Annotated in this window: 21 protein-coding genes; 16 read left to right on the forward strand and 5 right to left on the reverse strand. The window is 62.4% G+C overall.

The window, feature by feature from the left end; all coding sequences use genetic code 11:
* Positions 1 to 23 precede the first annotated feature (23 nt).
* Together lolA and ftsK are read right to left on the reverse strand one after the other, a co-directional pair.
* Positions 24 to 647, reverse strand: coding sequence for an outer membrane lipoprotein chaperone LolA (gene lolA / locus LDJ84_RS16930; RefSeq protein WP_054909431.1), 624 nt, complete (start codon positions 645 to 647; stop codon positions 24 to 26).
* Between the two features lie 19 nt (positions 648 to 666).
* Entirely contained in the window at positions 667 to 3,084 is a 2,418-nt protein-coding gene (gene ftsK / locus LDJ84_RS16935; protein WP_226045088.1) for a DNA translocase FtsK, read from the reverse strand.
* Positions 3,085 to 3,305: 221 nt separating this feature from the next.
* Between ftsK and trxB the strand changes: the two genes are divergently transcribed.
* The 4 genes from trxB to infA all read left to right on the forward strand — a co-directional run bounded on the left by trxB (position 3,306) and on the right by infA (position 6,061).
* Entirely contained in the window at positions 3,306 to 4,256 is a 951-nt protein-coding gene (gene trxB, locus LDJ84_RS16940; protein ID WP_226045089.1) for a thioredoxin-disulfide reductase, read from the forward strand.
* A 36-nt stretch (positions 4,257 to 4,292) separates the two neighbouring features.
* On the forward strand, positions 4,293 to 4,997 hold the full coding sequence (gene aat / locus LDJ84_RS16945; protein WP_024765143.1) for a leucyl/phenylalanyl-tRNA--protein transferase: 705 nt from the start codon (positions 4,293 to 4,295) through the stop codon (positions 4,995 to 4,997).
* A 31-nt stretch (positions 4,998 to 5,028) separates the two neighbouring features.
* Positions 5,029 to 5,736 (forward strand): arginyltransferase, encoded by a 708-nt coding sequence (locus LDJ84_RS16950; RefSeq protein WP_024765142.1) that lies wholly within the window; start codon positions 5,029 to 5,031, stop codon positions 5,734 to 5,736.
* A 106-nt stretch (positions 5,737 to 5,842) separates the two neighbouring features.
* The gene (gene infA / locus LDJ84_RS16955; protein ID WP_002553999.1) at positions 5,843 to 6,061 is read left to right on the forward strand and encodes a translation initiation factor IF-1; all 219 of its coding nucleotides are present in this window, start codon (positions 5,843 to 5,845) and stop codon (positions 6,059 to 6,061) included.
* An 85-nt stretch (positions 6,062 to 6,146) separates the two neighbouring features.
* On the opposite strand, the gene clpA is transcribed toward infA, so the two are convergent.
* Together clpA and clpS are read right to left on the reverse strand one after the other, a co-directional pair.
* On the reverse strand, positions 6,147 to 8,420 hold the full coding sequence (gene clpA, locus LDJ84_RS16960) for an ATP-dependent Clp protease ATP-binding subunit ClpA (RefSeq protein WP_038803607.1): 2,274 nt from the start codon (positions 8,418 to 8,420) through the stop codon (positions 6,147 to 6,149).
* Between the two features lie 28 nt (positions 8,421 to 8,448).
* Positions 8,449 to 8,811: an ATP-dependent Clp protease adapter ClpS gene (clpS, locus tag LDJ84_RS16965; RefSeq protein ID WP_037012443.1), complete on the reverse strand. Its 363-nt coding sequence runs from the start codon at positions 8,809 to 8,811 to the stop codon at positions 8,449 to 8,451.
* A 228-nt stretch (positions 8,812 to 9,039) separates the two neighbouring features.
* Between clpS and cspD the strand changes: the two genes are divergently transcribed.
* Positions 9,040 to 9,315 (forward strand): cold shock domain-containing protein CspD, encoded by a 276-nt coding sequence (cspD, locus tag LDJ84_RS16970; RefSeq protein WP_024765140.1) that lies wholly within the window; start codon positions 9,040 to 9,042, stop codon positions 9,313 to 9,315.
* A gap of 73 nt (positions 9,316 to 9,388) precedes the next feature.
* Here cspD and icd read toward each other — a convergent pair whose 3' ends face one another.
* Complete coding sequence (icd, locus tag LDJ84_RS16975; protein WP_065085302.1) at positions 9,389 to 10,642, reverse strand: NADP-dependent isocitrate dehydrogenase; 1,254 nt, start codon at positions 10,640 to 10,642, stop codon at positions 9,389 to 9,391.
* Positions 10,643 to 10,999: 357 nt separating this feature from the next.
* On the opposite strand from icd, the gene LDJ84_RS16980 reads away from it, so the two are divergent.
* The 11 genes from LDJ84_RS16980 (at position 11,000) to LDJ84_RS17030 (ending at position 22,954) form a co-directional block, all read left to right on the forward strand.
* Complete coding sequence (locus tag LDJ84_RS16980) at positions 11,000 to 13,222, forward strand: NADP-dependent isocitrate dehydrogenase (protein ID WP_024765138.1); 2,223 nt, start codon at positions 11,000 to 11,002, stop codon at positions 13,220 to 13,222.
* A 102-nt stretch (positions 13,223 to 13,324) separates the two neighbouring features.
* Positions 13,325 to 13,768 carry an NUDIX hydrolase gene (locus tag LDJ84_RS16985; RefSeq protein WP_024765137.1) on the forward strand — a complete coding sequence of 148 codons (444 nt, stop codon included), beginning with the start codon at positions 13,325 to 13,327 and terminating at the stop codon, positions 13,766 to 13,768.
* A 71-nt stretch (positions 13,769 to 13,839) separates the two neighbouring features.
* A complete protein-coding gene (gene mnmA, locus LDJ84_RS16990) occupies positions 13,840 to 14,967 on the forward strand; it encodes a tRNA 2-thiouridine(34) synthase MnmA (protein ID WP_162484005.1) in 1,128 nt (375 codons plus the stop codon).
* Positions 14,964 to 15,584: a high frequency lysogenization protein HflD gene (hflD, locus tag LDJ84_RS16995; protein WP_024765136.1), complete on the forward strand. Its 621-nt coding sequence runs from the start codon at positions 14,964 to 14,966 to the stop codon at positions 15,582 to 15,584. Before mnmA ends, hflD begins: the two co-directional genes overlap by 4 nt.
* 96 nt (positions 15,585 to 15,680) lie before the next feature.
* Positions 15,681 to 17,051 (forward strand): adenylosuccinate lyase, encoded by a 1,371-nt coding sequence (gene purB / locus LDJ84_RS17000; protein ID WP_024765135.1) that lies wholly within the window; start codon positions 15,681 to 15,683, stop codon positions 17,049 to 17,051.
* 60 nt (positions 17,052 to 17,111) lie between these two features.
* Entirely contained in the window at positions 17,112 to 18,287 is a 1,176-nt protein-coding gene (locus LDJ84_RS17005; RefSeq protein ID WP_024765134.1) for a cupin domain-containing protein, read from the forward strand.
* The gene (locus LDJ84_RS17010) at positions 18,280 to 18,708 is read left to right on the forward strand and encodes a GNAT family N-acetyltransferase (protein ID WP_226045090.1); all 429 of its coding nucleotides are present in this window, start codon (positions 18,280 to 18,282) and stop codon (positions 18,706 to 18,708) included. The genes LDJ84_RS17005 and LDJ84_RS17010 overlap by 8 nt, the downstream gene beginning before the upstream one ends.
* Before the next feature lie 37 nt (positions 18,709 to 18,745).
* Entirely contained in the window at positions 18,746 to 19,372 is a 627-nt protein-coding gene (locus tag LDJ84_RS17015; protein WP_226045091.1) for a histone acetyltransferase HPA2, read from the forward strand.
* A gap of 20 nt (positions 19,373 to 19,392) precedes the next feature.
* Positions 19,393 to 20,184 (forward strand): secretin N-terminal domain-containing protein, encoded by a 792-nt coding sequence (locus LDJ84_RS17020; RefSeq protein ID WP_226046595.1) that lies wholly within the window; start codon positions 19,393 to 19,395, stop codon positions 20,182 to 20,184.
* A gap of 510 nt (positions 20,185 to 20,694) precedes the next feature.
* Complete coding sequence (locus LDJ84_RS17025) at positions 20,695 to 22,290, forward strand: isocitrate lyase (RefSeq protein ID WP_024765130.1); 1,596 nt, start codon at positions 20,695 to 20,697, stop codon at positions 22,288 to 22,290.
* A gap of 172 nt (positions 22,291 to 22,462) precedes the next feature.
* The gene (locus LDJ84_RS17030; protein WP_083196161.1) at positions 22,463 to 22,954 is read left to right on the forward strand and encodes a DUF4442 domain-containing protein; all 492 of its coding nucleotides are present in this window, start codon (positions 22,463 to 22,465) and stop codon (positions 22,952 to 22,954) included.
* The last annotated feature ends 422 nt before the right edge of the window (positions 22,955 to 23,376 follow it).

Below are 23,376 nucleotides of genomic sequence, written 5' to 3' on the forward strand. Positions count from 1 at the left end.
CGATCAATCCGGCGCGCGGCCGGTCATTCCTGGATGACGTCGACGCCCTTGGGCACTTCGAAGACGAACTGCTTGGTGTCCATCGGCTCGTTCATCTTCACGTCGAAGAACAGGATATTGGTGCGCTGGCCGACGCTGTCGATCAGCTGCATGTCGTTCACCACACCGCTGCGGAAGGAAATCCGCAGGCTGTCGAACAGGGTGTCCTTGGACTTGGGCTTGAGGGTGAAGTCGACCACGTTGCCGCCATCCTTCGCGGTGATATCGAAGCTCTGGCCGATCTTCGACACATCACCGGACAGCAGCAGCGCCGGGGTCTGGGTCAGGCGCTGGTCGAGCTTCTGGATGGTCACCTGCTCCAGGTCCGGGTCGTACAGCCAGATTTTCTCACCGTTGGAGATCAGCAGCTGCTCGTTCGGCGCATCGGTGTGCCAGCGGAACAGGCCAGGGCGCTTGAGGCCCAGGGTGCCGGCGGTTTCCTGCAAGCGGGTGCCGCTGCCGTCCAGGGTCAGCTGGGAGAAGCGCGCGGTCATTGTCTGGGCCTTGGTGAGCATCCCGCTCAGGCGCTGCGCAGCAGCATCGTCGGCATGGGCCTGGGCGCCGGCAAAGGCCAGCGCAGCAACGAACAACAGGCGGATCAGACGCATCGAAATCCTCGAAGTCGAATCAATCACGGATCGGGGCCGGCGCGATCACTTCACGCGAGCCATTGGTATTCATCGCGGTGACCACGCCGGCCATTTCCATGGCCTCGATCATCCGCGCGGCGCGGTTGTAGCCGATCTTCAGCTTGCGCTGCACGGCAGAGATGGAAGCCCGGCGGCTTTCGGTCACGAAGCGCACGGCTTCGTCGTAGAGCGGATCGTCCTCGCTGCCCTCGCTGCCTTCGCCGCCACCGCCACCGCCACCGTCGAAGGAACCACCACCGCCTTCATCGGCGCCGGCGAGAATGTCCTCGATATAGTTCGGTGCGCCACGCAGCTTCCACGCCTCAACGACACGGTGCACTTCGTCATCGGACACGAAGGCACCATGAACTCGGATCGGCAGGCCGGTGCCCGGCGGCAGGTAGAGCATGTCGCCGTGGCCCAGCAGTTGCTCGGCGCCGCCCTGGTCGAGAATGGTGCGCGAGTCGATCTTGCTGGACACCTGGAAGGCGATACGGGTGGGGATGTTCGCCTTGATCAGGCCGGTGATCACATCCACCGAGGGCCGCTGGGTCGCCAGAATCAGATGGATGCCCGCCGCACGCGCCTTCTGGGCAATACGGGCGATCAGCTCTTCCACCTTCTTGCCGACGATCATCATCATGTCGGCGAATTCGTCCACGACGACCACGATGGTCGGCAGGGTCTGCAGCAGCGGCGCTTCGTCTTCCATGCTCTCGCGGCGATACAGCGGGTCGGTCAGCGGGGTGCCGGCCTCCTCCGCGTCCTTCACCTTGCGGTTGAAGCCAGCCAGGTTACGCACGCCCATGGCCGCCATCAGCTTGTAGCGGCGCTCCATCTCGGCGACGCTCCAGCGTAGCGCGTTGGCGGCTTCCTTCATGTCGGTGACGACCGGGCAGAGCAGGTGCGGAATGCCTTCGTAGATCGACAGCTCCAGCATCTTCGGGTCGATCATGATCAGCCGCGCCTCTTCCGGCGTGGACTTGAACAGGATCGACAGCAGCATGGCGTTCACGCCCACCGACTTACCGGAACCGGTAGTACCGGCCACCAGCAGGTGCGGCATCTTCGCCAGGTCGGTGATGATCGGATGACCGCCGATATCGTGGCCCAGGGCCAGGGGCACGGTGGACTTATGCTCGTCGTATTCCGGCGTCATCAGCACTTCGGAGAAGCGCACCATCTGCCGGTCTTCGTTGGGAATCTCGATACCCACGGTGGTCTTGCCGGGGATGACTTCCACCACGCGCACGCTGATCACTGCCAGCGAACGTGCCAGGTCCTTGGCCAGGTTGGAGATACGGCTGACCTTCACACCGGCGGCCGGCTGGATTTCGAAACGGGTGATCACCGGGCCCGGATGCACGGACTCGACGATGACTTCGACGCCGAACTCCTTGAGCTTGATCTCCAGCAGGCGCGACATGGCCTCCAGGGATTCGGGCGAATAGCTCTGCTTCTTTTCCGAGGCCGGGTCGAGAATCGACAGCGGCGGCAGCGTGCCTTCCACGGCAGTATCGACGAACAGCGGTGCCTGCTTCTCCTTCAGCACCCGCTTGCTCGGTTCGACCGGCTTGCTGGGCGGCGGCGGGACGTCGATCTTCGGCGCCACGCGTTTTTCCCGCTCCTGCACGCTCTTGACCAGCGCTTCCTCGCGCTCGATCAGGCGCTCCTTGACCTTGGCCTGCTCGCGGCGATCGGCAACGATGGGCGCGGCAACTTCGGCCACGCGTTCGTCGACTTCACGCAACTGGGCGACGAGCTGCTTGTGCTCGCTGCGGGCGCTCCACCAGCGGTTGGTGGCGTTATGAATGAGCTCGAACAGGTCGAGGGTGATCTTGCCGGTGACGTCCATCACCTTGAACCAGGACAGGTCGGCGAACACCGTCATGCCGAAGAGGAACAGCGCCAGAAACAGCAGAGTGCTGCCCTGCACGTTCAGCGCATTGACGCCCAGCTGGCCGAGGCTTTCCCCCAGGGCGCCGCCCGCGGTAGCCGGCATGTGGGCACCGCTGGTATGGAAATGGATATAGGCCAGGGCGGAACCGGACAACACCAGGAACACCAGGCCGATCAGGCGCCAGGAGAACAGCCAGCCACTCCACTCCCAAGGCAGGTGGCGCTTGCGGAAGACCTGGTAGGTCTTCACCGCCAGCAGCAGCGGGAACAGGTAGGCGAAATACCCCAGCACCATGAACAGGATATCTGCGCTCAGCGCCCCCAGACGGCCGGCAGCGTTCTGCACCTGCTCGACGTGACTGGAGTGGCTCCAGCCCGGATCGGAGGAATCGTAGGTGAGCAGCGCCATCCAGAGGTAAAGGCAGAGCGCGCCAAGCGCGATCAGGGCCCCTTCCTTCAGACGGTAATGCAATTGCTGGCGCCAGGCGGCGGCATGGCTTGCTGTGGTGTCCTTCAAAACGCTTCTAATCCTGCGCTATACGCGCTTCCGAGAGTCGTTGGGCCGCGAAACGGGCCTATTGTACGGCTTTGGCCGGCCGATGCCAGCGACCCCGGATGTGCCTGACTGCGCTTTTGCCGGCTTTCCGGGGTTCGGTGTAGCATAGCCCAACACCGCTTTTCGGCTGCTCAATTGGAGCATGCATTCTCTTACGTGACAAAGGCTTATGGAGTCTTTTTATGAGTGAAGTCAAGCATTCGCGCCTGATCATCCTGGGCTCCGGCCCCGCGGGCTACACCGCGGCCGTGTATGCCGCGCGCGCCAACCTCAAGCCTGTTGTCATCACCGGCATCCAGCCCGGCGGCCAGCTCACCACCACCACCGAGGTCGACAACTGGCCCGGCGACGTCGAGGGCCTGACCGGTCCCGCCTTGATGCAGCGCATGGAGCAGCACGCCAAGCGTTTCGACACCGAGATCGTCTACGACCACATCCACACCGCCGAGTTGCAGCAGAAACCCTTCACCCTCAAGGGCGACAGCGGCACCTACACCTGCGACGCATTGATCATCGCCACCGGCGCCTCGGCCCAGTACCTGGGCATGTCCTCGGAAGAGGCCTTCATGGGCAAGGGCGTTTCCGCCTGCGCCACCTGTGATGGCTTCTTCTACCGCAACCAGGTCGTCTGCGTGGTCGGTGGCGGCAACACCGCCGTGGAAGAAGCGCTGTACCTGTCCAACATCGCCAAGGAAGTCCACCTGATCCACCGCCGCGACAAGCTGCGCTCGGAGAAGATCCTTCAGGACAAGCTGTTCGAAAAAGCCAGGAACGGCAACGTGCGCCTGCACTGGAACACCACACTGGACGAAGTCCTGGGCGACGACATGGGCGTGATCGGCGTTCGCCTGAAAGATGCCGAAAGCGGCGAAACCCGCCAACTGGGCCTGTCCGGCGTATTTATCGCCATCGGCCACAAGCCCAACACCGACCTGTTCAAGGGCCAGCTGGAGATGCATGACGGTTACCTGAAGATCAAGGGTGGCGCCGAAGGCAACGCGACCCTGACCAGCATCGATGGCGTGTTCGCCGCTGGCGACGTGGCCGACCACGTCTACCGCCAGGCGATCACTTCTGCCGGCGCCGGCTGCATGGCCGCGCTGGACGCTGAAAAGTTCCTCGACGACAACTGATCGGTGCCAGGGGAGGCTCGCCCTCCCCTCCTCCCTATGCTCAAGTGGCTTTCCCGCAGCAATTTCGACTTTCCGCCCCTCGACAAGGCCCTGCGCGAGCCCAACGGCCTGCTCGCGGCCGGCGGCGATCTCAACCCGCAGCGCCTGATCCAGGCCTACCGCCATGGCTGTTTCCCCTGGTTCCAGGACGGGCAACCCATCCTCTGGTGGTCGCCGGACCCACGCACCGTGCTATTCCCCGAAGAACTGCACGTCTCCCGCAGCCTCGCCAAGCTCATCCGCCAGCAGCAGTACCAGGTCACCATCGACCGGGCGTTCGAGCAGGTCATCCACGGCTGCGCCGGCCCGCGCGATTACGCGGACGGCACCTGGATCACCACACCGATGCAGGATGCCTATTGCCAGCTGCACCGCCTGGGCGTCGCCCATTCGGCCGAAGCCTGGCAAGGCAATGAACTGGTCGGGGGCCTCTACGGCCTGGCCATCGGCCGCCTGTTCTTCGGCGAGTCCATGTTCAGCCGCGCCGACAATGCCTCCAAGGTGGCCTTCGTGACCCTGGTGCAGCGCCTGAAGGCAGCCGGCTTCGTGCTGATCGATTGCCAGATGCCGACGCAGCACTTGCACAGTTTTGGCGCTCGCGCCATTTCCCGCGGCGAATTCGCCAGCTACCTGCACCGTCATCTCGACGAAACACCTTCGCAGGACTGGACTTCGCAAGCGGACCTGCTCAGCCTGTCTTAAACTTGCCTGAGGGACCTCGCAGGGGTTGAAGATGACCGAGCTCGCCCGCCTGAAGTTTTACGCTACACAACCGCATCCATGCAGCTATCTGCCCGAAGAACAGGCCACAACGCTGTTCCTCGACCCCAGCCAGCCCATGGATGCGCAGTTGTACGCCTCGCTGTCAGAGGTTGGCTTCCGGCGCAGCGGCGAACACCTCTACCGGCCGCACTGCCAGCACTGCACCGCCTGCATCCCCGCGCGCATCCCTGCAGCCGGATTCCAGCCGAGCCGCCAGCAGAAGCGCATCATCAAGCGCAACGCCGATCTGGAAGTCATCCGCAAGCGCCCGGCCTTCACCGAGGAGTACTATGCGCTGTACATGCGCTACATCGAGCAGCGCCACGCCGATGGAGACATGTACCCGCCCAGCCGCGACCAGTTCGCCACCTTCCTGGTGCGCGACCTGCCGTTCAGCTGTTTCTTCGAGTTCCGCCTGCAGGGCCGCCTGCTCGCCGTCGCCGTGACCGACGTGCTGCCCAACGGTCTTTCAGCCGTCTACACCTTCTACGATCCGGACGAAGAACGCCGCAGCCTGGGACGCTTCGCCATCCTCTGGCAGGTCGGCGAGACCGAGCGACTGGGTCTGCACGCTGTCTATCTCGGGTACTGGATCAAGAACTGCCGCAAGATGAACTACAAGACCCAGTACCGCCCGATCGAACTTTTCGTAAATCAGCGCTGGGTCGCATTGAACTGACCCGAAAACACCCATTGGCGTTGTGGGGCGATTTCAGGCACACTATGTGCCTTTTTTAATGGCCTGAAACACTTCAGGCAATCTTAGATACCGAGGGTTCTACTGCATGTCGAAAGAAGACAGCTTCGAAATGGAAGGCACTGTCGTCGACACCCTGCCCAACACCATGTTCCGCGTGGAGTTGGAAAACGGGCACGTCGTTACCGCGCACATCTCCGGGAAGATGCGCAAGAATTACATCCGCATCCTGACCGGCGACAAAGTTCGCGTTGAACTGACGCCCTACGACCTCTCCAAGGGTCGTATCACCTACCGCGCTCGCTGATAGACGGTAGGTGCCGGTAGAAACCGGCACATAGAAAAACGCCCGGCATTGCCGGGCGTTTTTGTTTGGGCCTAACTTTTCAACGTCAGGCCGGCTCTGCAGCGATCACCTCGAACTCGAAGGCCAGCTCGCCATCCTTCAGGTCCACATGGGCCACGCCACCGTGCTCGGCCAGCTCGCCGAACAGGATCTCCTCGGCCAATGGCCGCTTGATCTTGTCCTGGATAAGCCGCGCCATTGGGCGAGCCCCCATCTGCGGGTCGTAGCCCTTGTCCGCCAGCCAGGCGCGCGCCGAGTCGCTGACTTCGATCTGCACGTGCTTGTCTTCGAGCTGCGCCTGAAGTTCGGTAAGGAACTTGTCGACGATGCTCTTGATGGTCTCGTGACTCAGACGGCCGAACTGGATGATGGTATCCAGGCGGTTGCGGAACTCCGGCGTGAAGCTCTTCTTGATCACTTCCATGGCGTCGCTGGCGTGATCCTGTTGCGTGAAGCCGATGGAGGCCCGCGCCGCGGTTTCCGCGCCTGCGTTGGTGGTCATGATCAGGATGACGTTGCGGAAATCCGCCTTGCGCCCGTTGTTGTCGGTCAGGGTGCCGTGGTCCATCACCTGCAGCAGCAGGTTGAAGACTTCCGGGTGCGCTTTCTCGATCTCATCCAGCAGCAGCACGCAGTGCGGCGTCTTGGTGATTGCCTCGGTCAGCAGGCCGCCCTGGTCGAAACCAACGTAGCCCGGAGGCGCGCCGATCAGGCGGGACACGGTATGCCGCTCCATGTACTCGGACATGTCGAAGCGCACCAGCTCCACACCCAGCGCTTTAGCCAACTGACGAGCCACTTCGGTCTTGCCCACCCCGGTCGGACCGGAGAAGAGGAAGGAGCCGACCGGCTTGTCCGGTGATTTCAGGCCGGCGCGTGAAAGCTTGATTGCCGTGGACAGTGATTCGATCGCCGCCGTCTGGCCGAACACGGTCAGCTTCAGGTCGCGCTCCAGATTACGCAGCAGCTCTTTATCGGAACTGGACACGTGCTTGGGCGGAATCCGCGCGATCTTCGCGACGATATCCTCGACCTGCGGGACTTCGATGCGCTTCACGCGCTTCTCTTCCGGCTGCAGGCGCTGGTAGGCACCCGCCTCGTCGATCACGTCGATGGCCTTGTCCGGCATGTGCCGGTCGTTGATGTAGCGGGCAGCCAGCTCGGCGGCGGCACGCAGGGCTTCATCGCTGTATTCGATGTGGTGGTGCTGCTCGAAACGAGGCTTCAGGCCCTTGAGGATGCCGAAGGTATCCTCGACGGACGGCTCGGTGACGTCGACCTTCTGGAAGCGACGGGCCAGCGCGCGATCCTTCTCGAAGATGCCACGGAATTCCTGGAAGGTGGTGGAGCCGATGCAGCGGATCTCACCGGAGGACAGCAGCGGTTTCAGCAGGTTGGACGCATCCATGACCCCGCCCGATGCCGCACCGGCACCGATGATGGTGTGGATCTCGTCGATGAACAACACGGCGTGCGGACGCTTGCGCAGCTCGTTGAGCAGTGCCTTGAAGCGCTTCTCGAAGTCGCCGCGGTACTTGGTGCCCGCCAGTAGCGCGCCCAGGTCCAGGGAGTAGACGACGCTGTCGGACAGCAGGTCCGGCACCTGGCCGTCGACGATGCGCTTGGCCAGGCCTTCGGCGATGGCGGTCTTGCCGACGCCAGCCTCACCCACCAGCAGCGGGTTGTTCTTGCGGCGCCGAGCCAGGATCTGCGCGACGCGCTCGACTTCCGACTCGCGACCGACCAGTGGGTCGATACGCCCCTGGCGCGCCAGGTCGTTCAGGTTGCTGGCATAGGCATCCAGCGGGTGGCTGGAAGTGGAAGACTCGCCGCCTTCCTCGTCCTGCATCTCCTGCTCACTGTCCTGATGCTCGGCATGTCCCGGCACCTTGGAGATGCCGTGGGCGATGTAGTTGACCACGTCGATCCGCGCGACGCTCTGCTGCTTGAGCAGGAACACCGCCTGACTTTCCTGTTCGCTGAAGATCGCGACCAGCACGTTGGCGCCGGTGACTTCGCGCTTGCCGGAACTTTGCACGTGGAATACCGCACGCTGCAGGACGCGCTGGAAGCCCAGGGTCGGCTGGGTTTCGCGATCCTCGTCGTGCTGGGGAATCAGCGGCGTGGTGGAATCGATGAACTCCTGCAGGTCTCGCCGCAGCTTGTCCAGATTCGCACCGCACGCCTTCAGAACCGTCGCGGCGGCTTCGTTATCCAGAAGCGCCAACAGCAAGTGCTCAACGGTCATGAACTCATGCCGCTTCGCCCGCGCCTCCTTGAAGGCGAGATTGAGGGTGACTTCGAGCTCTCGATTCAACATGACTTCACCTCGCTCCCAAACATCCGCATCAACCTTCTATCTCAATTTCACACAACAGTGGATGTTGGCTCTCCCTCGCATATTGATTGACCTGCATGGCTTTGGTTTCCGCGACATCGCGGGTAAAGGTCCCGCAGTTCGCCTTGCCCTGGGTATGCACAGTCAACATGACCTTGGTTGCCTGCTCGCGGTTCATGTTGAAGTACAACTCGAGCACCTCAACCACGAAATCCATCGGGGTGTAATCATCGTTGAACATGATGACCCGATACATGGACGGCGCTTTCAGTGCAGGCTTGGCTTCTTCAACCGCCAACCCCGTTCCGTCGTCTTCCAATGGATCCGGGCGGTCCTGATTGAATGTTAGTCGAATCTGGCTACTTGCATGCATGCTGGAATAAAAGCTTTGCGAGTGGGTGAATGAGTGGGCCAGGCGGAGTATGAAACGCCTCTCAGGCCCAGACGACGCCGCCTTGACTAACGGCAAAAGGGTGTTACAACCAAAGGATACCCCCCGGAGGGTATCAGGAGTTCCGGACGCCAGTCTTTACAAAAAGGCATAGCGGAATAGTAGTGGATGATACTCCAGCGATGGAGTCCTTTGCAGAGGGATATCAGCATGCTCAGCGGTAAGGTCAAGTGGTTCAACAACGCCAAGGGCTACGGTTTCATCCTGGCTGACGGCCGAGATGAGGACCTGTTTGCTCATTACTCGGCAATCCAGATGGATGGCTACAAGACACTCAAGGCCGGCCAACCCGTCAGTTTCGAGATCCTGCAAGGTCCGAAAGGGTTGCACGCGGTGAACATCCAACCCGTCAACGCCAATGCATCCACCTCATCCGCGCAGACTGCCCCGAGCAGCGAGGTAGAGAACCTCACGGCGGAAGCCTGATTCGTCAAGGATCAGACGAAATGAAAAAGGCCGGCAGCAAGCCGGCCTTTTTCATGGACGGAAACTCACCCGGCTACATCTTGGCGATGATCGCGTCGCCGAACTCGGAGCAGGACAGCAGCCTGGCGCCGTCCATCAGACGCTCGAAGTCGTAGGTGACGGTTTTCGCGGCAATAGCCCCGTTCACGCCGTCGATGATCAGGTCGGCCGCTTCCGGCCAGCCCATGTGGCGCAGCATCATCTCGGCGGAGAGGATCACCGAGCCCGGGTTGACCTTGTCCAGGCCGGCGTACTTGGGCGCAGTACCGTGCGTCGCTTCGAACATGGCCACTGAATCGGACAGGTTGGCTCCCGGCGCGATGCCGATACCACCCACCTCCGCCGCCAGGGCGTCGGACAGGTAGTCGCCGTTCAGGTTGAGGGTGGCGATCACGTCGTACTCAGCCGGGCGCAGCAAGATCTGCTGCAGCATCGCATCGGCGATTACGTCCTTCACCACGATGCTCTTGCCGGTATTCGGGTTCTTGAACTGCATCCACGGACCGCCATCCAGCAACTCGGCACCGAACTCGTCGCGGGCAATCTCGTAGCCCCAGTCCTTGAACGCACCCTCGGTGAATTTCATGATGTTGCCCTTGTGGACGATGGTGACCGAGTCACGGTCATTGTCCACGGCGTACTGCAGGGCCTTGCGCACCAGGCGCTTGGTGCCTTCCTGGGAAACCGGCTTGATGCCGATGCCACAGTTCTCGGTGAAGCGGATCTTCTTGACGCCCATTTCCTCGGTGAGGAACTTGATGACCTTCTGGGCTTCGGGGGAGCCGGCCTTCCATTCGACGCCGGCGTAGATGTCTTCGGAGTTCTCACGGAAGATCACCATGTCCACATCGCCGGGCTTCTTCACCGGGCTGGGCACGCCTTCGAACCAACGCACCGGGCGCAGACAGACATAGAGGTCGAGCTGCTGGCGCAGGGCCACGTTCAGGGAGCGGATACCGCCGCCGACCGGCGTGGTCAGTGGGCCCTTGATGGACACGACATAATCGCGAACGGCGTCCAGGGTCTCCTGGGGCAGCCAGGTGTCCTGGTCATAGACCTGGGTGGCTTTCTCGCCAGCGTAGACTTCCATCCATGCGATCTTGCGGTCGCCTTTGTAGGCTTTCTCGACGGCTGCGTCGACGACCTTGATCATGACCGGGCTGATATCCACGCCAATACCATCCCCCTCGATGAAGGGGATGATCGGGTTCTTCGGTACATTCAAGGACATATCGGCGTTGACGGTGATTTTGTCACCGGCCGGCACCTGGATCTTTTGGTATCCCATGCTGAACTCCGCTTTTTGGTTGAAACCCTCTTGCAGCCACTGAGGGTAGCTCACAAGTCGGTAATCGAACCACATCATTCCTTAGTCTAAAAAAGGGACGCGCTTCACCCTGCCTTTAGGGTGGTATACTGGCCGGCATGACTTAATGGTCATCGAGGTCCGAGCAGTCTGGGACCAGACTCTCTCCTCGCAGCGGCGCATGTCCCCACCAGGATTCCGCCGTACAACGCTCTACTGGCGCCCCAATATCCCCGCGGCAAATCTCGAAGGTCGGTCAACCACTTCGTTGAACGCATGCGTGTACCAACGCGATTCGAGACTCTGTGCGCGCCCAGCAAAGAAGAGAGTTAGAACGAGATGTCCATCCGCTCGAAGATCACCTACACCTTCACCGACGAAGCACCCGCCCTTGCCACCTATTCGCTTCTTCCTATCGTAAAAGCCTTTGCCGCTTCCGCCGGCATCGACGTCGAGACCCGCGACATCTCTCTTTCGGGCCGTATCCTGGCCTCCTTCGCTGACAAGCTCGGCGACAAGGCGATCGAAGACGATCTGGCCTACCTGGCCCAACTGGCCACCGACGCCAAAGCCAACATCATCAAGCTGCCGAACATTTCCGCTTCGGTACCGCAGCTCAAGGGCGCCATCGCCGAGCTGCAGAAGCTGGGCTACGCCATTCCGGACTTCCCGGAAGACCCGCAGACCGACGAAGAGAAAGACACCCGCGCTCGCTACGCCAAGGTCCTGGGCAGCGCCGTGAACCCGGTCCTGCGCGAAGGCAACTCCGACCGCCGCGCCCCGGCCGCCGTGAAGGCCTACGCCCGCAAGCACCCCCACAGCATGGGCAAGTGGAGCATGGCTTCGCGCTCCCACGCCGACTACATGCGTGGCGGCGACTTCTTCTCCAGCGAGCAGTCGGTCACCATTCCGAAGGCCGGTGAGGTCCGCATCGAGTTCGTCGGCAAGGACGGCAAGGTCGAGACCAAGAAGACCTTGAAGATGCAGGAAGGCGAAGTCCTCGACAGCATGTTCATGAGCTGCAGCAAACTGCGCGCCTTCTTCGAGAAGACCCTGCAGGACTGCAAGGAAACCGGCGTCATGTGGTCCCTGCACGTCAAGGCCACCATGATGAAGATCTCCCACCCGATCGTCTTCGGCCACGCCGTCACCGTCTACTACAAGGACGTGTTCGAGAAGTACGGCCAGCTGTTCGAAGAGCTGGGCGTAAACCCGAACAACGGCATCTCCAGCGTCTACGACAAGATCAAGTCGCTGCCGGCCTCGCAGCAGGAAGAAATCCTCCACGACATCCACGAGGTGTACAGCCACCGTCCGGAAATGGCGATGGTCGACTCGGTCAAGGGCATCACCAACCTGCACATCCCCAGCGACGTGATCGTCGACGCCTCCATGCCGGCCATGATCCGCAACTCGGGTCAGATGTGGGGCAAGGACGGCAAGCAGAAAGACACCAAAGCGGTCATGCCGGAAAGCACCTACGCCCGCATTTACCAGGAAATGATCAACTTCTGCAAAACCAACGGCGCGTTCGACCCGACCACCATGGGCAGCGTACCGAACGTTGGCCTGATGGCGCAGAAGGCCGAGGAATACGGCTCCCACGACAAGACCTTCGAACTGGAAGCTGACGGCGTGATGCGCGTCGTCGACGCCGACGGCAAGGTGCTGATGCAGCATGCCGTGCAGGCCGGCGACATCTGGCGCGCCTGCCAGACCAAGGACGCCCCGATCCGCGACTGGGTCAAGCTGGCCGTTACCCGCGCCCGCGCCTCCAACACCCCGGCCATCTTCTGGCTGGACCCGGAGCGCGCCCACGACAACGAGCTGCGCAAGAAGGTCGAGCTGTACCTGAAGGACCACGATCTGACCGGCCTGGACATTAGCATCAAGGGCTACAACGAAGCCATCCGCACCAGCATGGAGCGTCAGCTGCGCGGCCAGGACACCATCTCGGTGACCGGCAACGTCCTGCGCGACTACCTGACCGACCTGTTCCCGATCATGGAACTGGGCACCTCGGCCAAGATGCTGTCCATCGTTCCGCTGATGGCGGGCGGCGGCATGTACGAAACCGGCGCCGGCGGCTCGGCGCCGAAACACGTACAGCAGCTGGTGGAAGAGAACTACCTGCGCTGGGATTCCCTGGGCGAGTTCCTGGCCCTGGCCGTCTCCTTCGAAGAAGAAGGCATCAAGACCGACAATGCCAAGGCCAAGGTACTGGGCAAGACCCTGGACATCGCCACCGGCAAGCTGCTCGACAACAACAAGTCGCCGTCGCGCAAGATCGGTGAGATCGACAACCGCGGCAGCCACTTCTACCTGGCCATGTACTGGGCCCAGGCCCTGGCCGAGCAGAACGACGACGCCGAGCTGAAGGCTCACTTCGCCGGCCTGGCCAAGACCCTGACCGAGAAGGAAGCGGCCATCGTCGCCGAACTGAACGGCGTTCAGGGCAAGCCGGCGGACATCGGCGGCTACTACCGTTCCAACCCGGAGCTGACCAGCCAGGTCATGCGTCCGAGCGCGACCTTCAACGCCGCGATCGACGCACTGGCGTAAGCCACTTCGCGTGACACCAGAACCCCCGGGCCTTCCCGGGGGTTCTGCTTTCTGCGCCCCGCCACGTTAAACTCGCGCCTTTTGAGTATCGAGAACAGACCCATGCGCTGGCTAGCACACGTCACCGTCGCCACTATCGTCGAAGACCAGGGCCGCTTCCTGCTGGTGGAAGAAATGTCCGCTGACAAAAAACAGGTCTTCAACCAGCCGGCCGGCCACCTGGAGGCCAACGAGAGTCTGCTCGAGGCCGCCGTGCGCGAAACCCTTGAGGAGACCGGCTGGGACGTGGAGTTGACCGCCGTCACCGGCATCTACCTGTACACCGCGCCGAGCAATGGCGTGACCTACCAGCGCGTCTGCTTCGCCGCCCGCCCCCTGCGGCATCACTCCGAGCGCGCGCTGGACGACGGCATCCTCGGCGCCCGCTGGCTGACCCGCGACGAACTCGCCGCCCAGCCCGAGCGCTGGCGCAGCCACCTGGTACTGCGCTGCATCGACGATTACCTGGCAGGCGAACGCTTCCCGCTGACCCTGATCCGCACCTGAGCCAAGCCCGAGCCTCTGCCGCTCGGCTCTGGTAGAATCCCCGCCTTTACCTGCACCTGTGATGCGCCACCATGCCTGATTCCCTGAAAGCCCCGCAGAACACCCGCGTCATCGTCGGCATGTCCGGCGGCGTGGACTCCTCCGTCTCCGCCCTGCTCCTCAAGGAACAGGGCTACCAGGTGGAAGGCCTGTTCATGAAGAACTGGGAAGAGGACGACGGCACCGAGTACTGCACCGCGATGACCGACCTGGCCGACGCCCAGGCAGTCTGCGACCGCATCGGCATCACGCTGCACACTGCCAACTTCGCCGCGGAATACTGGGACAACGTCTTCGAGCATTTCCTCGAGGAATACAAGGCCGGCCGCACGCCGAACCCGGACATCCTCTGCAACCGCGAGATCAAGTTCAAAGCCTTCCTCGATTACGCCGTCGCCCTGGGCGCCGACCTGATCGCCACCGGCCACTATGTGCGCCGCCGCGACATCGACGGCCGCAGCGAACTGCTCAAGGGCCTGGACCCGAACAAGGACCAGAGCTACTTCCTCCACGCCGTGGGTGGCGAGCAGATCGGCAAGACCCTGTTCCCGGTTGGCGAGCTGGAAAAGCCCGAGGTCCGCGCCATCGCCGAGAAATACGGCCTGGCCACTGCAAAGAAGAAGGACTCCACCGGTATCTGCTTCATTGGCGAACGCCGCTTCAGCGACTTCCTCAAGCAGTACCTGCCGGCCCAGCCGGGCGACATCGAGACCACCGACGGCCAGGTCATCGGCAAGCACGTCGGCCTGATGTACCACACCATCGGCCAGCGCCAGGGCCTGGGCATCGGCGGCCTGAAGAATGCCGATGACAGCCCCTGGTACGTGCTGGAGAAGGACCTGACGCGCAACGTCCTGGTCGTCGGCCAGGGTAACGACCACCCCTGGCTGTTCTCCCGCGCCCTGCACGCCTCGCACATCTATTGGGTCAACCCCGTCGACCTGGACCAGCCCAAGAACCTGCGCGCCAAGGTGCGTTACCGCCAGGCCGACCAGGATTGCGTGCTGGAGCGCACCGAGAGCGGCTATCGCGCCGTCTTCGACGAGCCGCAGCGCGCCGTGACCCCGGGCCAGTCCGTCGTCTTCTATGACGGCGAGATCTGCCTCGGTGGCGGCGTCATCGAATCCGCAGAACCCGCGTTCGCTAAGGACCGCACATGAGCGATCTGCACGACCAGATCATCGCCCTCTCCGGCGTCTTCGAAGCCGCCGCCCTGGTAGACCGCCTCGCCCGCACCGGCCAGGTTCCCGAGGCGCCGCTGGGCTGCATGCTCGGCAGCCTGCTGGTGCGCGACCCGAAGACCACCCTCGACGTCTACGGCGGCGACACCGCCAACCTGCGCGAGGGCTTCCGTGCCCTGGTCAGCGCGCTGGAGCGCGACCCGAACAGCCTGCAGCGCGAGCCGCTGCGCTACGCGCTCTCGCTGATCGGCCTGGAGCGCCAGCTGAACAAGCGCGACGACATGCTCGACATCATGGGCACCCGCCTGGACCAGATCCAGCAGCAGGTGCAGCACTTCGGCCTGGTCCACGAGAACGTCATCGCCTCCTGCGCCGGCCTCTATCAGGACACCCTGAGTACCTTCCGTCAGCGTATCCAGGTGCACGGCGACATGCGCCACCTGCAGATCAATGCCAACGCCGCGCGCATCCGCGCCCTGCTGCTGGCCGGCATCCGTTCCGCGCGCCTGTGGCGACAGCTCGGCGGCAACCGCTGGCAGATGCTGTTTGCCCGAAAGAAAATGCTCAACGAGTTGCGCCCCCTGCTGCGCGGCTGAAGCATGCCCTTCCGGTCGCCGCAAGGGCGACCGGTTCGCGCCATTCGTGTATGATGTGCGCCCTTTTCGTTGACCGACAGCTACGAGAACGCCCCCATGCAGCTTTCCTCCCTTACCGCGGTTTCCCCCGTTGACGGCCGTTACGGCAGCAAAACCAGCGCCCTGCGTCCGATCTTCAGCGAATACGGCCTGATCCGTTTCCGCGTCCTGGTGGAGGTCCGCTGGTTGCAGCGTCTCGCCGCCCATGCCGGCATCCCTGAAGTAGCGCCCTTCTCCGCCGAAGCCAACGCCGTGCTGAACCAACTGGCCGACGACTTCCAGCTGGAGCACGCACAGCGCATCAAGGACATCGAGCGCACCACCAACCACGACGTCAAGGCCGTGGAATACCTGCTCAAGGAGCAGGCGGCCAAACTGCCGGAACTGGCCAAGGTCAGCGAGTTCATCCACTTCGCCTGCACCTCCGAGGACATCAATAACCTGTCCCACGCCCTGATGCTGCGCGAAGGCCGCGACAGTGTGCTGCTGCCGCTGATGCGCCAGATCGCCGATTCCATCCGTGAGCTGGCGGTAAAATTCGCCGACGTACCGATGCTCTCGCGCACTCACGGCCAGCCGGCCTCCCCGACCACCCTGGGCAAGGAACTGGCCAACGTCGTGTACCGTTTGGAGCGCCAGATCAAACAGGTGGCTTCGGTCGAGCTGCTGGGCAAGATCAACGGCGCCGTGGGCAACTACAACGCCCACCTGTCCGCCTATCCGCAGGTCGACTGGGAAGCCAACGCCCGCGAATTCATCGAGGGCGACCTGGGCCTGAACTGGAACCCCTACACCACCCAGATCGAGCCGCACGACTACATCGCCGAACTGTTCGACGCCATCGCGCGTTTCAACACCATCCTCATCGACTTCGACCGCGACGTCTGGGGCTACATCTCCCTGGGCTACTTCAAGCAGAAGACCGTCGCCGGCGAGATCGGCTCCTCGACCATGCCGCACAAGGTCAACCCGATCGATTTCGAGAACTCCGAAGGCAACCTGGGCATCGCCAACGCGCTGTTCCAGCACCTGGCCAGCAAGCTGCCGATCTCCCGCTGGCAGCGCGACCTGACCGACTCCACCGTGCTGCGCAACCTGGGCGTCGGTTTCGCCCACAGCGTCATCGCCTACGAAGCCAGCCTGAAAGGCATCGGCAAGCTGGAGCTGAACGCCGCGCGTATCGCCGAAGACCTGGACGCCTGCTGGGAAGTCCTGGCCGAGCCGGTGCAGACCGTCATGCGCCGCTACGGCATCGAGAACCCCTACGAGAAGCTCAAGGAGCTGACCCGCGGCAAAGGCATCAGCGCCGAGGCCCTGCAGGTATTCATCGAAGGTCTCGACATGCCGGCCGAAGCCAAGGCCGAACTGAAGAAACTGACCCCCGCGAACTACATCGGTAACGCTGCCGCCCAGGCCAAGCGCATCTGAGATTCGCCCCGACTTTGCACGCCCGGCTGTGCCGGGCGTTTTTGTTTCAAGGACTTAGACATGAATCCTGCTATTCCTCTTCAGCTTTTGGGCGGCATCAGCGCCGAAGAATTCCTCCGCGACTACTGGCAGAAGAAACCCCTGCTGGTGCGCCAGGCCATCCCGGATTTCAAGAGCCCGCTCGACCCTGACGAACTGGCCGGCCTCGCCCTGGAAGAGATGATCGAGTCGCGCATCGTCGTCGAGCACGGCGACAGCCCCTGGGAACTGCGCCGCGGCCCGTTCCAGGAAGACACCTTCAGCCAGATGCCCGAGCGTGACTGGACCCTGCTGGTGCAGGCTGTCGACCAGTTCATCCCGGAGGTCGCGGAGCTGCTGGAACACTTCAAGTTCCTGCCCAGCTGGCGCATCGACGACGTGATGATCAGCTACGCCGCACCGGGCGGCGGTGTCGGCCCGCACTTCGACAATTACGACGTGTTCCTGCTGCAGGGCCACGGCCACCGCCGCTGGAAAGTCGGCCAGACCTGCGATGCCAGCAGCCCGATGCTGCCGCACGCCGACCTGCGCATCCTCGCCGAATTCGAAGAGAGCGCCGAGTGGGTCCTGGAGCCCGGCGACATGCTCTACCTGCCGCCGCGCATAGCCCACTACGGCATCGCCGAAGACGACTGCATGACCTATTCGGTCGGCTTCCGCGCCCCCAGCGCCGCCGAAGTGCTGACCCACTTCACCGACTTCCTCGCCCAGTTCCTTTCCGACGAAGAGCGTTACAGCGACGCCGGCATGGCCGCGTTGAAAGGTGATTTCGACCAGCACCAGATCCAGCGCGACGCCCTCGACCGCCTGAAGAACCTGCTGCAGGAACACATGAGCGACGAGCGCCTGCTGCTCACCTGGTTCGGCCAGTTCATGACCGAACCGCGCTACCCGGAACTGGTGGCCGGCGAGGAGATCGAGGAAGCCGACCTGACCGCCGCCATCGAAGACGGCGAGGTCCTGATTCGCAACCCCAGCGCCCGCATGGCCTGGAGCGAAGTGGACGTCGGCCTGCTGCTGTTCGCCAGCGGCCAGACCGTCGTCCTGCCGGAAAAACTGCGCGACCTGCTCAAGCTGGTGTGCTCGGCAGAATCGCTGCACGAAGGGAATCTCGGCCAATGGCTGGCCGACGACGATGGGCGTAAGCTCATCGGAGAACTGATCAAACAGGGCAGTCTGGAGTTTGCCGATGAGTAGCAAGATCAGGGTTCGCGTCGCGGACTGGCAAAAGGATAATGCCGATCTGCGGCGCATTCGCGAGGCGGTGTTCATCGCCGAGCAATCGGTCCCGCCGGAACTCGAATGGGACGCCGAGGATGTCGAAGCCGTGCACTTCCTGGCCTTCGAAGGCGACTACGCCATCGGTACCGCCCGCCTCCTGCCGGACGGGCATATCGGCCGGGTATCGGTGCTCAAGGACTGGCGCGGCCTGAAGGTCGGCGACCTGCTGATGCGCGCCGCCATCGAGCAGTCCGAAAGCCAGGGGCTGAAACGCCAGCTGCTGACCGCACAGGTCTACGCCATTCCTTTCTACGAACGGCTAGGCTTCCAGGTAGCCAGCGGCGAATTCCTCGACGCCGGCCTCCCCCACGTGGACATGGTGCGCGAAAGCGCCTGAGCACCTGCCAGGCAAGTGCCTGATAGAAAGGAGCGACATGGAAAACGCCCCGGACCAAGACGACCTGCCGGTAGAACTGCCGGACATCGAGTTTCAGTCACCGGGGCGTTTTGGCGTCCACAACCCGCCCAGCGAAGCGCTGCCGCCCGAAGTGCTGGAGCCAGCGCCCTTTCGCCTCGGCGAAAGTGATCAGTTGCACCGATTCAGCAAGCCGGACGACGCCCGCGCGCACGCCCTGGCGCTGATCCAGCAGGCACGCCGCACGCTTTATCTCTATACGCCCGACCTGGAGCCCTGGCTGTACCATCACAGCAGCATCCAGGAGGCCTGCACGCAACTACTGCTGGGCAATCAGCGCAACCGCCTGATGATCCTGGTGCGCGACAGTACGCGCGCCGTGAAGGAAGGCCATCGCCTGCTCAACCTCAGCCGGCGCCTGTCCAGCTACTGCCAGATCCGCCGGATCAATCCTGATTACCCGAGCGAGGAGCACGCCTTCCTGCTCGCCGACCATTGCGGCCTGCTGCTGCGCCCGGAGCCAGGCGAGTACGCGGGCTACGCGCACTACAACAACAGCGGGCGCGTCCGCCAATTGATCGCGCAATTCGAACAGACCTGGAACACCAGCGTCCTCGACCCGAACCTGCGGAGTTTCCTGATTTGAGCCTACGCCCACTTGCCCTGATGCTTGCCTGTGCCTTCAGCCTCAGCGCTGTCGCGGCGCCGCGCACCGAGATCATCCCGCTCAACTACCGCACCGCCGAAGACGTGCTGCCGGTGGCACAGCAGGTACTAGGCAACGAAGGCCGAGTCACCGCCTACGGCAACCAACTGGTCGTGAATGCCGAACTGGCAAAGATCCGCGAACTGCAGCAGGTGCTCGAACAACTGGATACCCGCCCACACCAACTACTGATCAGCCTCGACACCGTCGACGGCAGCCAGGGCAGCCAGAGCGGCTACTCGGTGAATGGATCGGTCAGTGCCGGCAATGTGGAGATCCAGTCCGGCCGCGGCGAAGTGAACGGCCGAGACCAGGTGCGCATCATCAACCGCTCCACCAACAGCCGCGGCGGTGGCACCCAGCAGGTGCGCGTCACTGAGGGCTCGCCCGCCTTCATCCAGGTCGGCCAGAGCCAGCCGGTAACCAACGCTGGTGTAGGTCCCTACGGCCAGGTCTACAGCCAGACCGAGTACCGCGACGCCAACCAGGGCATGTACGTGACCGCGAGCCTCTCGGGGAACCTCGTGCACATTACCCTGAGCACCCGCAACGACCGCTTCAACGGCAACTACCAGGGATCGATGAACACCAGCTCGGCCGACACCCAGGTCAGCGGTCCGATTGGCCAGTGGATCGAAATCGGCGGCGTCAGCGAAAGCAACCAGAGCACCCAGGGCGGCTACACCCGCCAGTACAGCACCCAGGGGCGCAGCGACAGCAGCCTGCGGGTAAAGGTCGAAGTGCTCGACTAATCCTTCCGTAGGTGACTTGCCGGTCCTCGTTAGACCTTCGTGTAGTAGCCCAAAAAAAACACTACAAAACGTTTGACGAACGCTCGTTTGAAAGGGCATGATGGCCTCGCTCCCGCTAACCAGAGGGCCTCAAAGCCCTTCGGACCAAGCCAGTGGCCCATCCGCCATGCAGGTCCGTGTTGTTAAGCCCACAAGGCGGATCGACGAGGTTGCGACTGGCAAGAGGTTGTCCTGAGGGACGGGGAAGCAAGCCTAAGCAACAGCACGAAGTGACGGATTCAGCCGTCCACCATCGCCCAACGGCTGCCACGAGCCGGCAAGCGATTCTGGATGTCACCGCTGCAGTCACGAGTCTGTACGCCGCGCCACCCCATTCCTCCAGCGTCATTCCTTCTTTCGGTCGCCCCTTCGCCCTCCCGCGGCGAGCAACCCGCAGTCAATTCCGTTTCGATACAGGTTTTGAGTGGGTAAGTCGGTGCTCAACCAAACATATACTTTGAAGGATTGACCATGTCCGCATATCAAAACGACATCAAAGCCGTTGCCGCTCTGAAAGAGAAAGCCGGTAACAGCTGGAGCGCTATCAACCCCGAGTCGGTTGCCCGTATGCGCGCTCAGAACCGCTTCAAGACTGGTCTGGACATCGCCAAGTACACTGCGGCCATCATGCGCAAGGACATGGCCGAGTATGACGCCGACAACTCCGTCTACACCCAGTCCCTGGGCTGCTGGCACGGCTTCATCGGTCAGCAGAAGCTGATCTCGATCAAGAAGCACCTGAAGACCACCAACAAGCGCTACCTCTACCTGTCCGGCTGGATGGTTGCCGCGCTGCGCTCCGACTTCGGCCCGCTGCCCGACCAGTCCATGCACGAAAAAACCGCCGTCTCCGGCCTGATCGAAGAGCTGTACACCTTCCTGCGCCAGGCTGACGCCCGTGAGCTGGACCTGCTCTTCACCGCCCTGGACAGCGCCCGCGCCGCCGGCGACAAAGCCAAGCAGGACGAAATCCAGGCCCAGATCGACGGCTACGAAACCCACGTCGTACCGATCATCGCCGACATCGACGCCGGCTTCGGCAACCCGGAAGCCACCTACCTGCTGGCCAAGAAAATGATCGAAGCGGGTGCCTGCTGCATCCAGATCGAGAACCAGGTTTCCGACGAGAAGCAGTGCGGCCACCAGGACGGCAAAGTGACCGTTCCGCACGAAGACTTCCTCGCCAAGATCAACGCTGTTCGCTACGCATTCCTCGAACTGGGTGTTGACGACGGCGTGATCGTTGCCCGTACCGACTCCCTGGGCGCCGGCCTGACCAAGCAGATCGCCGTGACCAAAGAGCCGGGCGACCTGGGCGACCAGTACAACTCCTTCCTGGATTGCGAAGAAGTTTCCGCTGCCGAACTGCAGAACGGCGACGTGGTGATCAACCGCGGCGGCAAACTGCTGCGTCCGAAGCGCCTGGCTTCCAACCTGTTCCAGTTCCGCAAGGGCACCGGCGAAGACCGCTGCGTCCTCGACTGCATCACCTCGCTGCAGAACGGCGCTGACCTGCTGTGGATCGAAACCGAGAAGCCGCACGTTGGCCAGATCAAGGGCATGGTTGACCGCATCCGCCAAGTCATCCCGAACGCCAAGCTGGTGTACAACAACAGCCCGTCGTTCAACTGGACCCTGAACTTCCGCCAGCAGGTCTTCGACGCGTTCGTTGCCGAAGGCAAGGACGTTTCCGCCTACGACCGCGCCAAGCTGATGAGCGTCGAGTACGACGAGACCGAGCTGGCCCAGGTTGCTGACGAGAAGATCCGCACCTTCCAGCGCGATGGCTCCGCCCACGCCGGCATCTTCCACCACCTGATCACCCTGCCGACCTACCACACCGCCGCTCTGTCGACCGACAACCTGGCCAAAGGCTACTTCGCCGACCAGGGCATGCTGGCCTACGTGAAAGGCGTTCAGCGTCAGGAACTGCGTCAGGGCATCGCCTGCGTCAAGCACCAGAACATGGCCGGCTCGGACATCGGCGACAACCACAAAGAGTACTTCGCTGGCGAAGCCGCTCTGAAAGCCTCGGGTAAAGACAACACCATGAACCAGTTCCACTAAGAACTGGCTCACCGGCCCTTCGGGGCCGGGAGGCACCGCAAAACCCCGGCCCAGGCCGGGGTTTTGCTTTTTACGCTTGGCCGAACCGCCAGCCTCCCTCTTCCTGCCCGCCAAGGGCAGATCGGCATCCACGTGCCAGCCTCGGGCTTCCTTTGAATGAATGGAAACGTCCATGCCCCAGCGCAACCGCCTCGCACTCGCCGCTCATCTCATCCAGCGCCTGCCGCACCCACTTCACGAATCGCTGCTCAGTCGCCTGTTCTGCTCCCAGGTACGCTTCGCCGGCACCGCGGGCATACGCATCCAGAAGCTCTCCAGCGATGAGGTACGGATGAGCCTGGCCAACCACCGCCGCGCCCGCAACCACATCGGCGGCATACATGCTGCGGCCATGGCGCTACTGGCCGAATCCGCCAGCGGCTGCCTGGTCGGCATGAATCTGCCCGATCACAAGCTGCCGCTGATCAAGACCCTCAAGGTGGATTACCTGCGCCGGGCCCGTGGCAGCCTGCGCGCTATCGCCACACTGGCTCCTGAGCAGCGTCGTGCAATGCTGGAGCAAGACAAGGGGGAAGCACTGATCCAGGTGACGCTCCTGGACGACTCCGGTGCAGAGCCGGTGCGCTGCGAGATGCACTGGGCGTGGGTTCGGAAGGGAAATTGAACCACCCCGAATGAGGGGCGCCCAGGGGAATTGCAGGGGGATAATTGAATGCCGAAGATTGAGCGAAATAAAAGCGTCGCCGCTTATATGTAGTAAAGTTACGGATATACGACACAGCAAATGATAATACTTATCATTTGTGGATTGGCAATTTATTGCGGTCAAATACCTCGAAAGTACTATTCGACCAAAGCCCAAGTGCCGCCACACTAAGCGCCCAGAGCCCCGCAAACAGGGCGCTACGGGAAATGCAAAAGGCTTTTGCCCGAATTAGAAGCATCTGTTTGTGTTGGAAAAATTTACTTGCTGAAGGCTTTGGGCATAAAATTGGAAAGATGACCTGAACCCTTAGCTCACTATCCTTGAGTTGTCGGGTTCGCAGTAGTCAGGCGTTGCGCCTGGAACCCAAGACAATCGTTATT

The sequence above is a fragment of the Pseudomonas sp. HS-18 genome (assembly GCF_020401845.1).
Classification (GTDB): domain Bacteria; phylum Pseudomonadota; class Gammaproteobacteria; order Pseudomonadales; family Pseudomonadaceae; genus Pseudomonas; species Pseudomonas nitroreducens.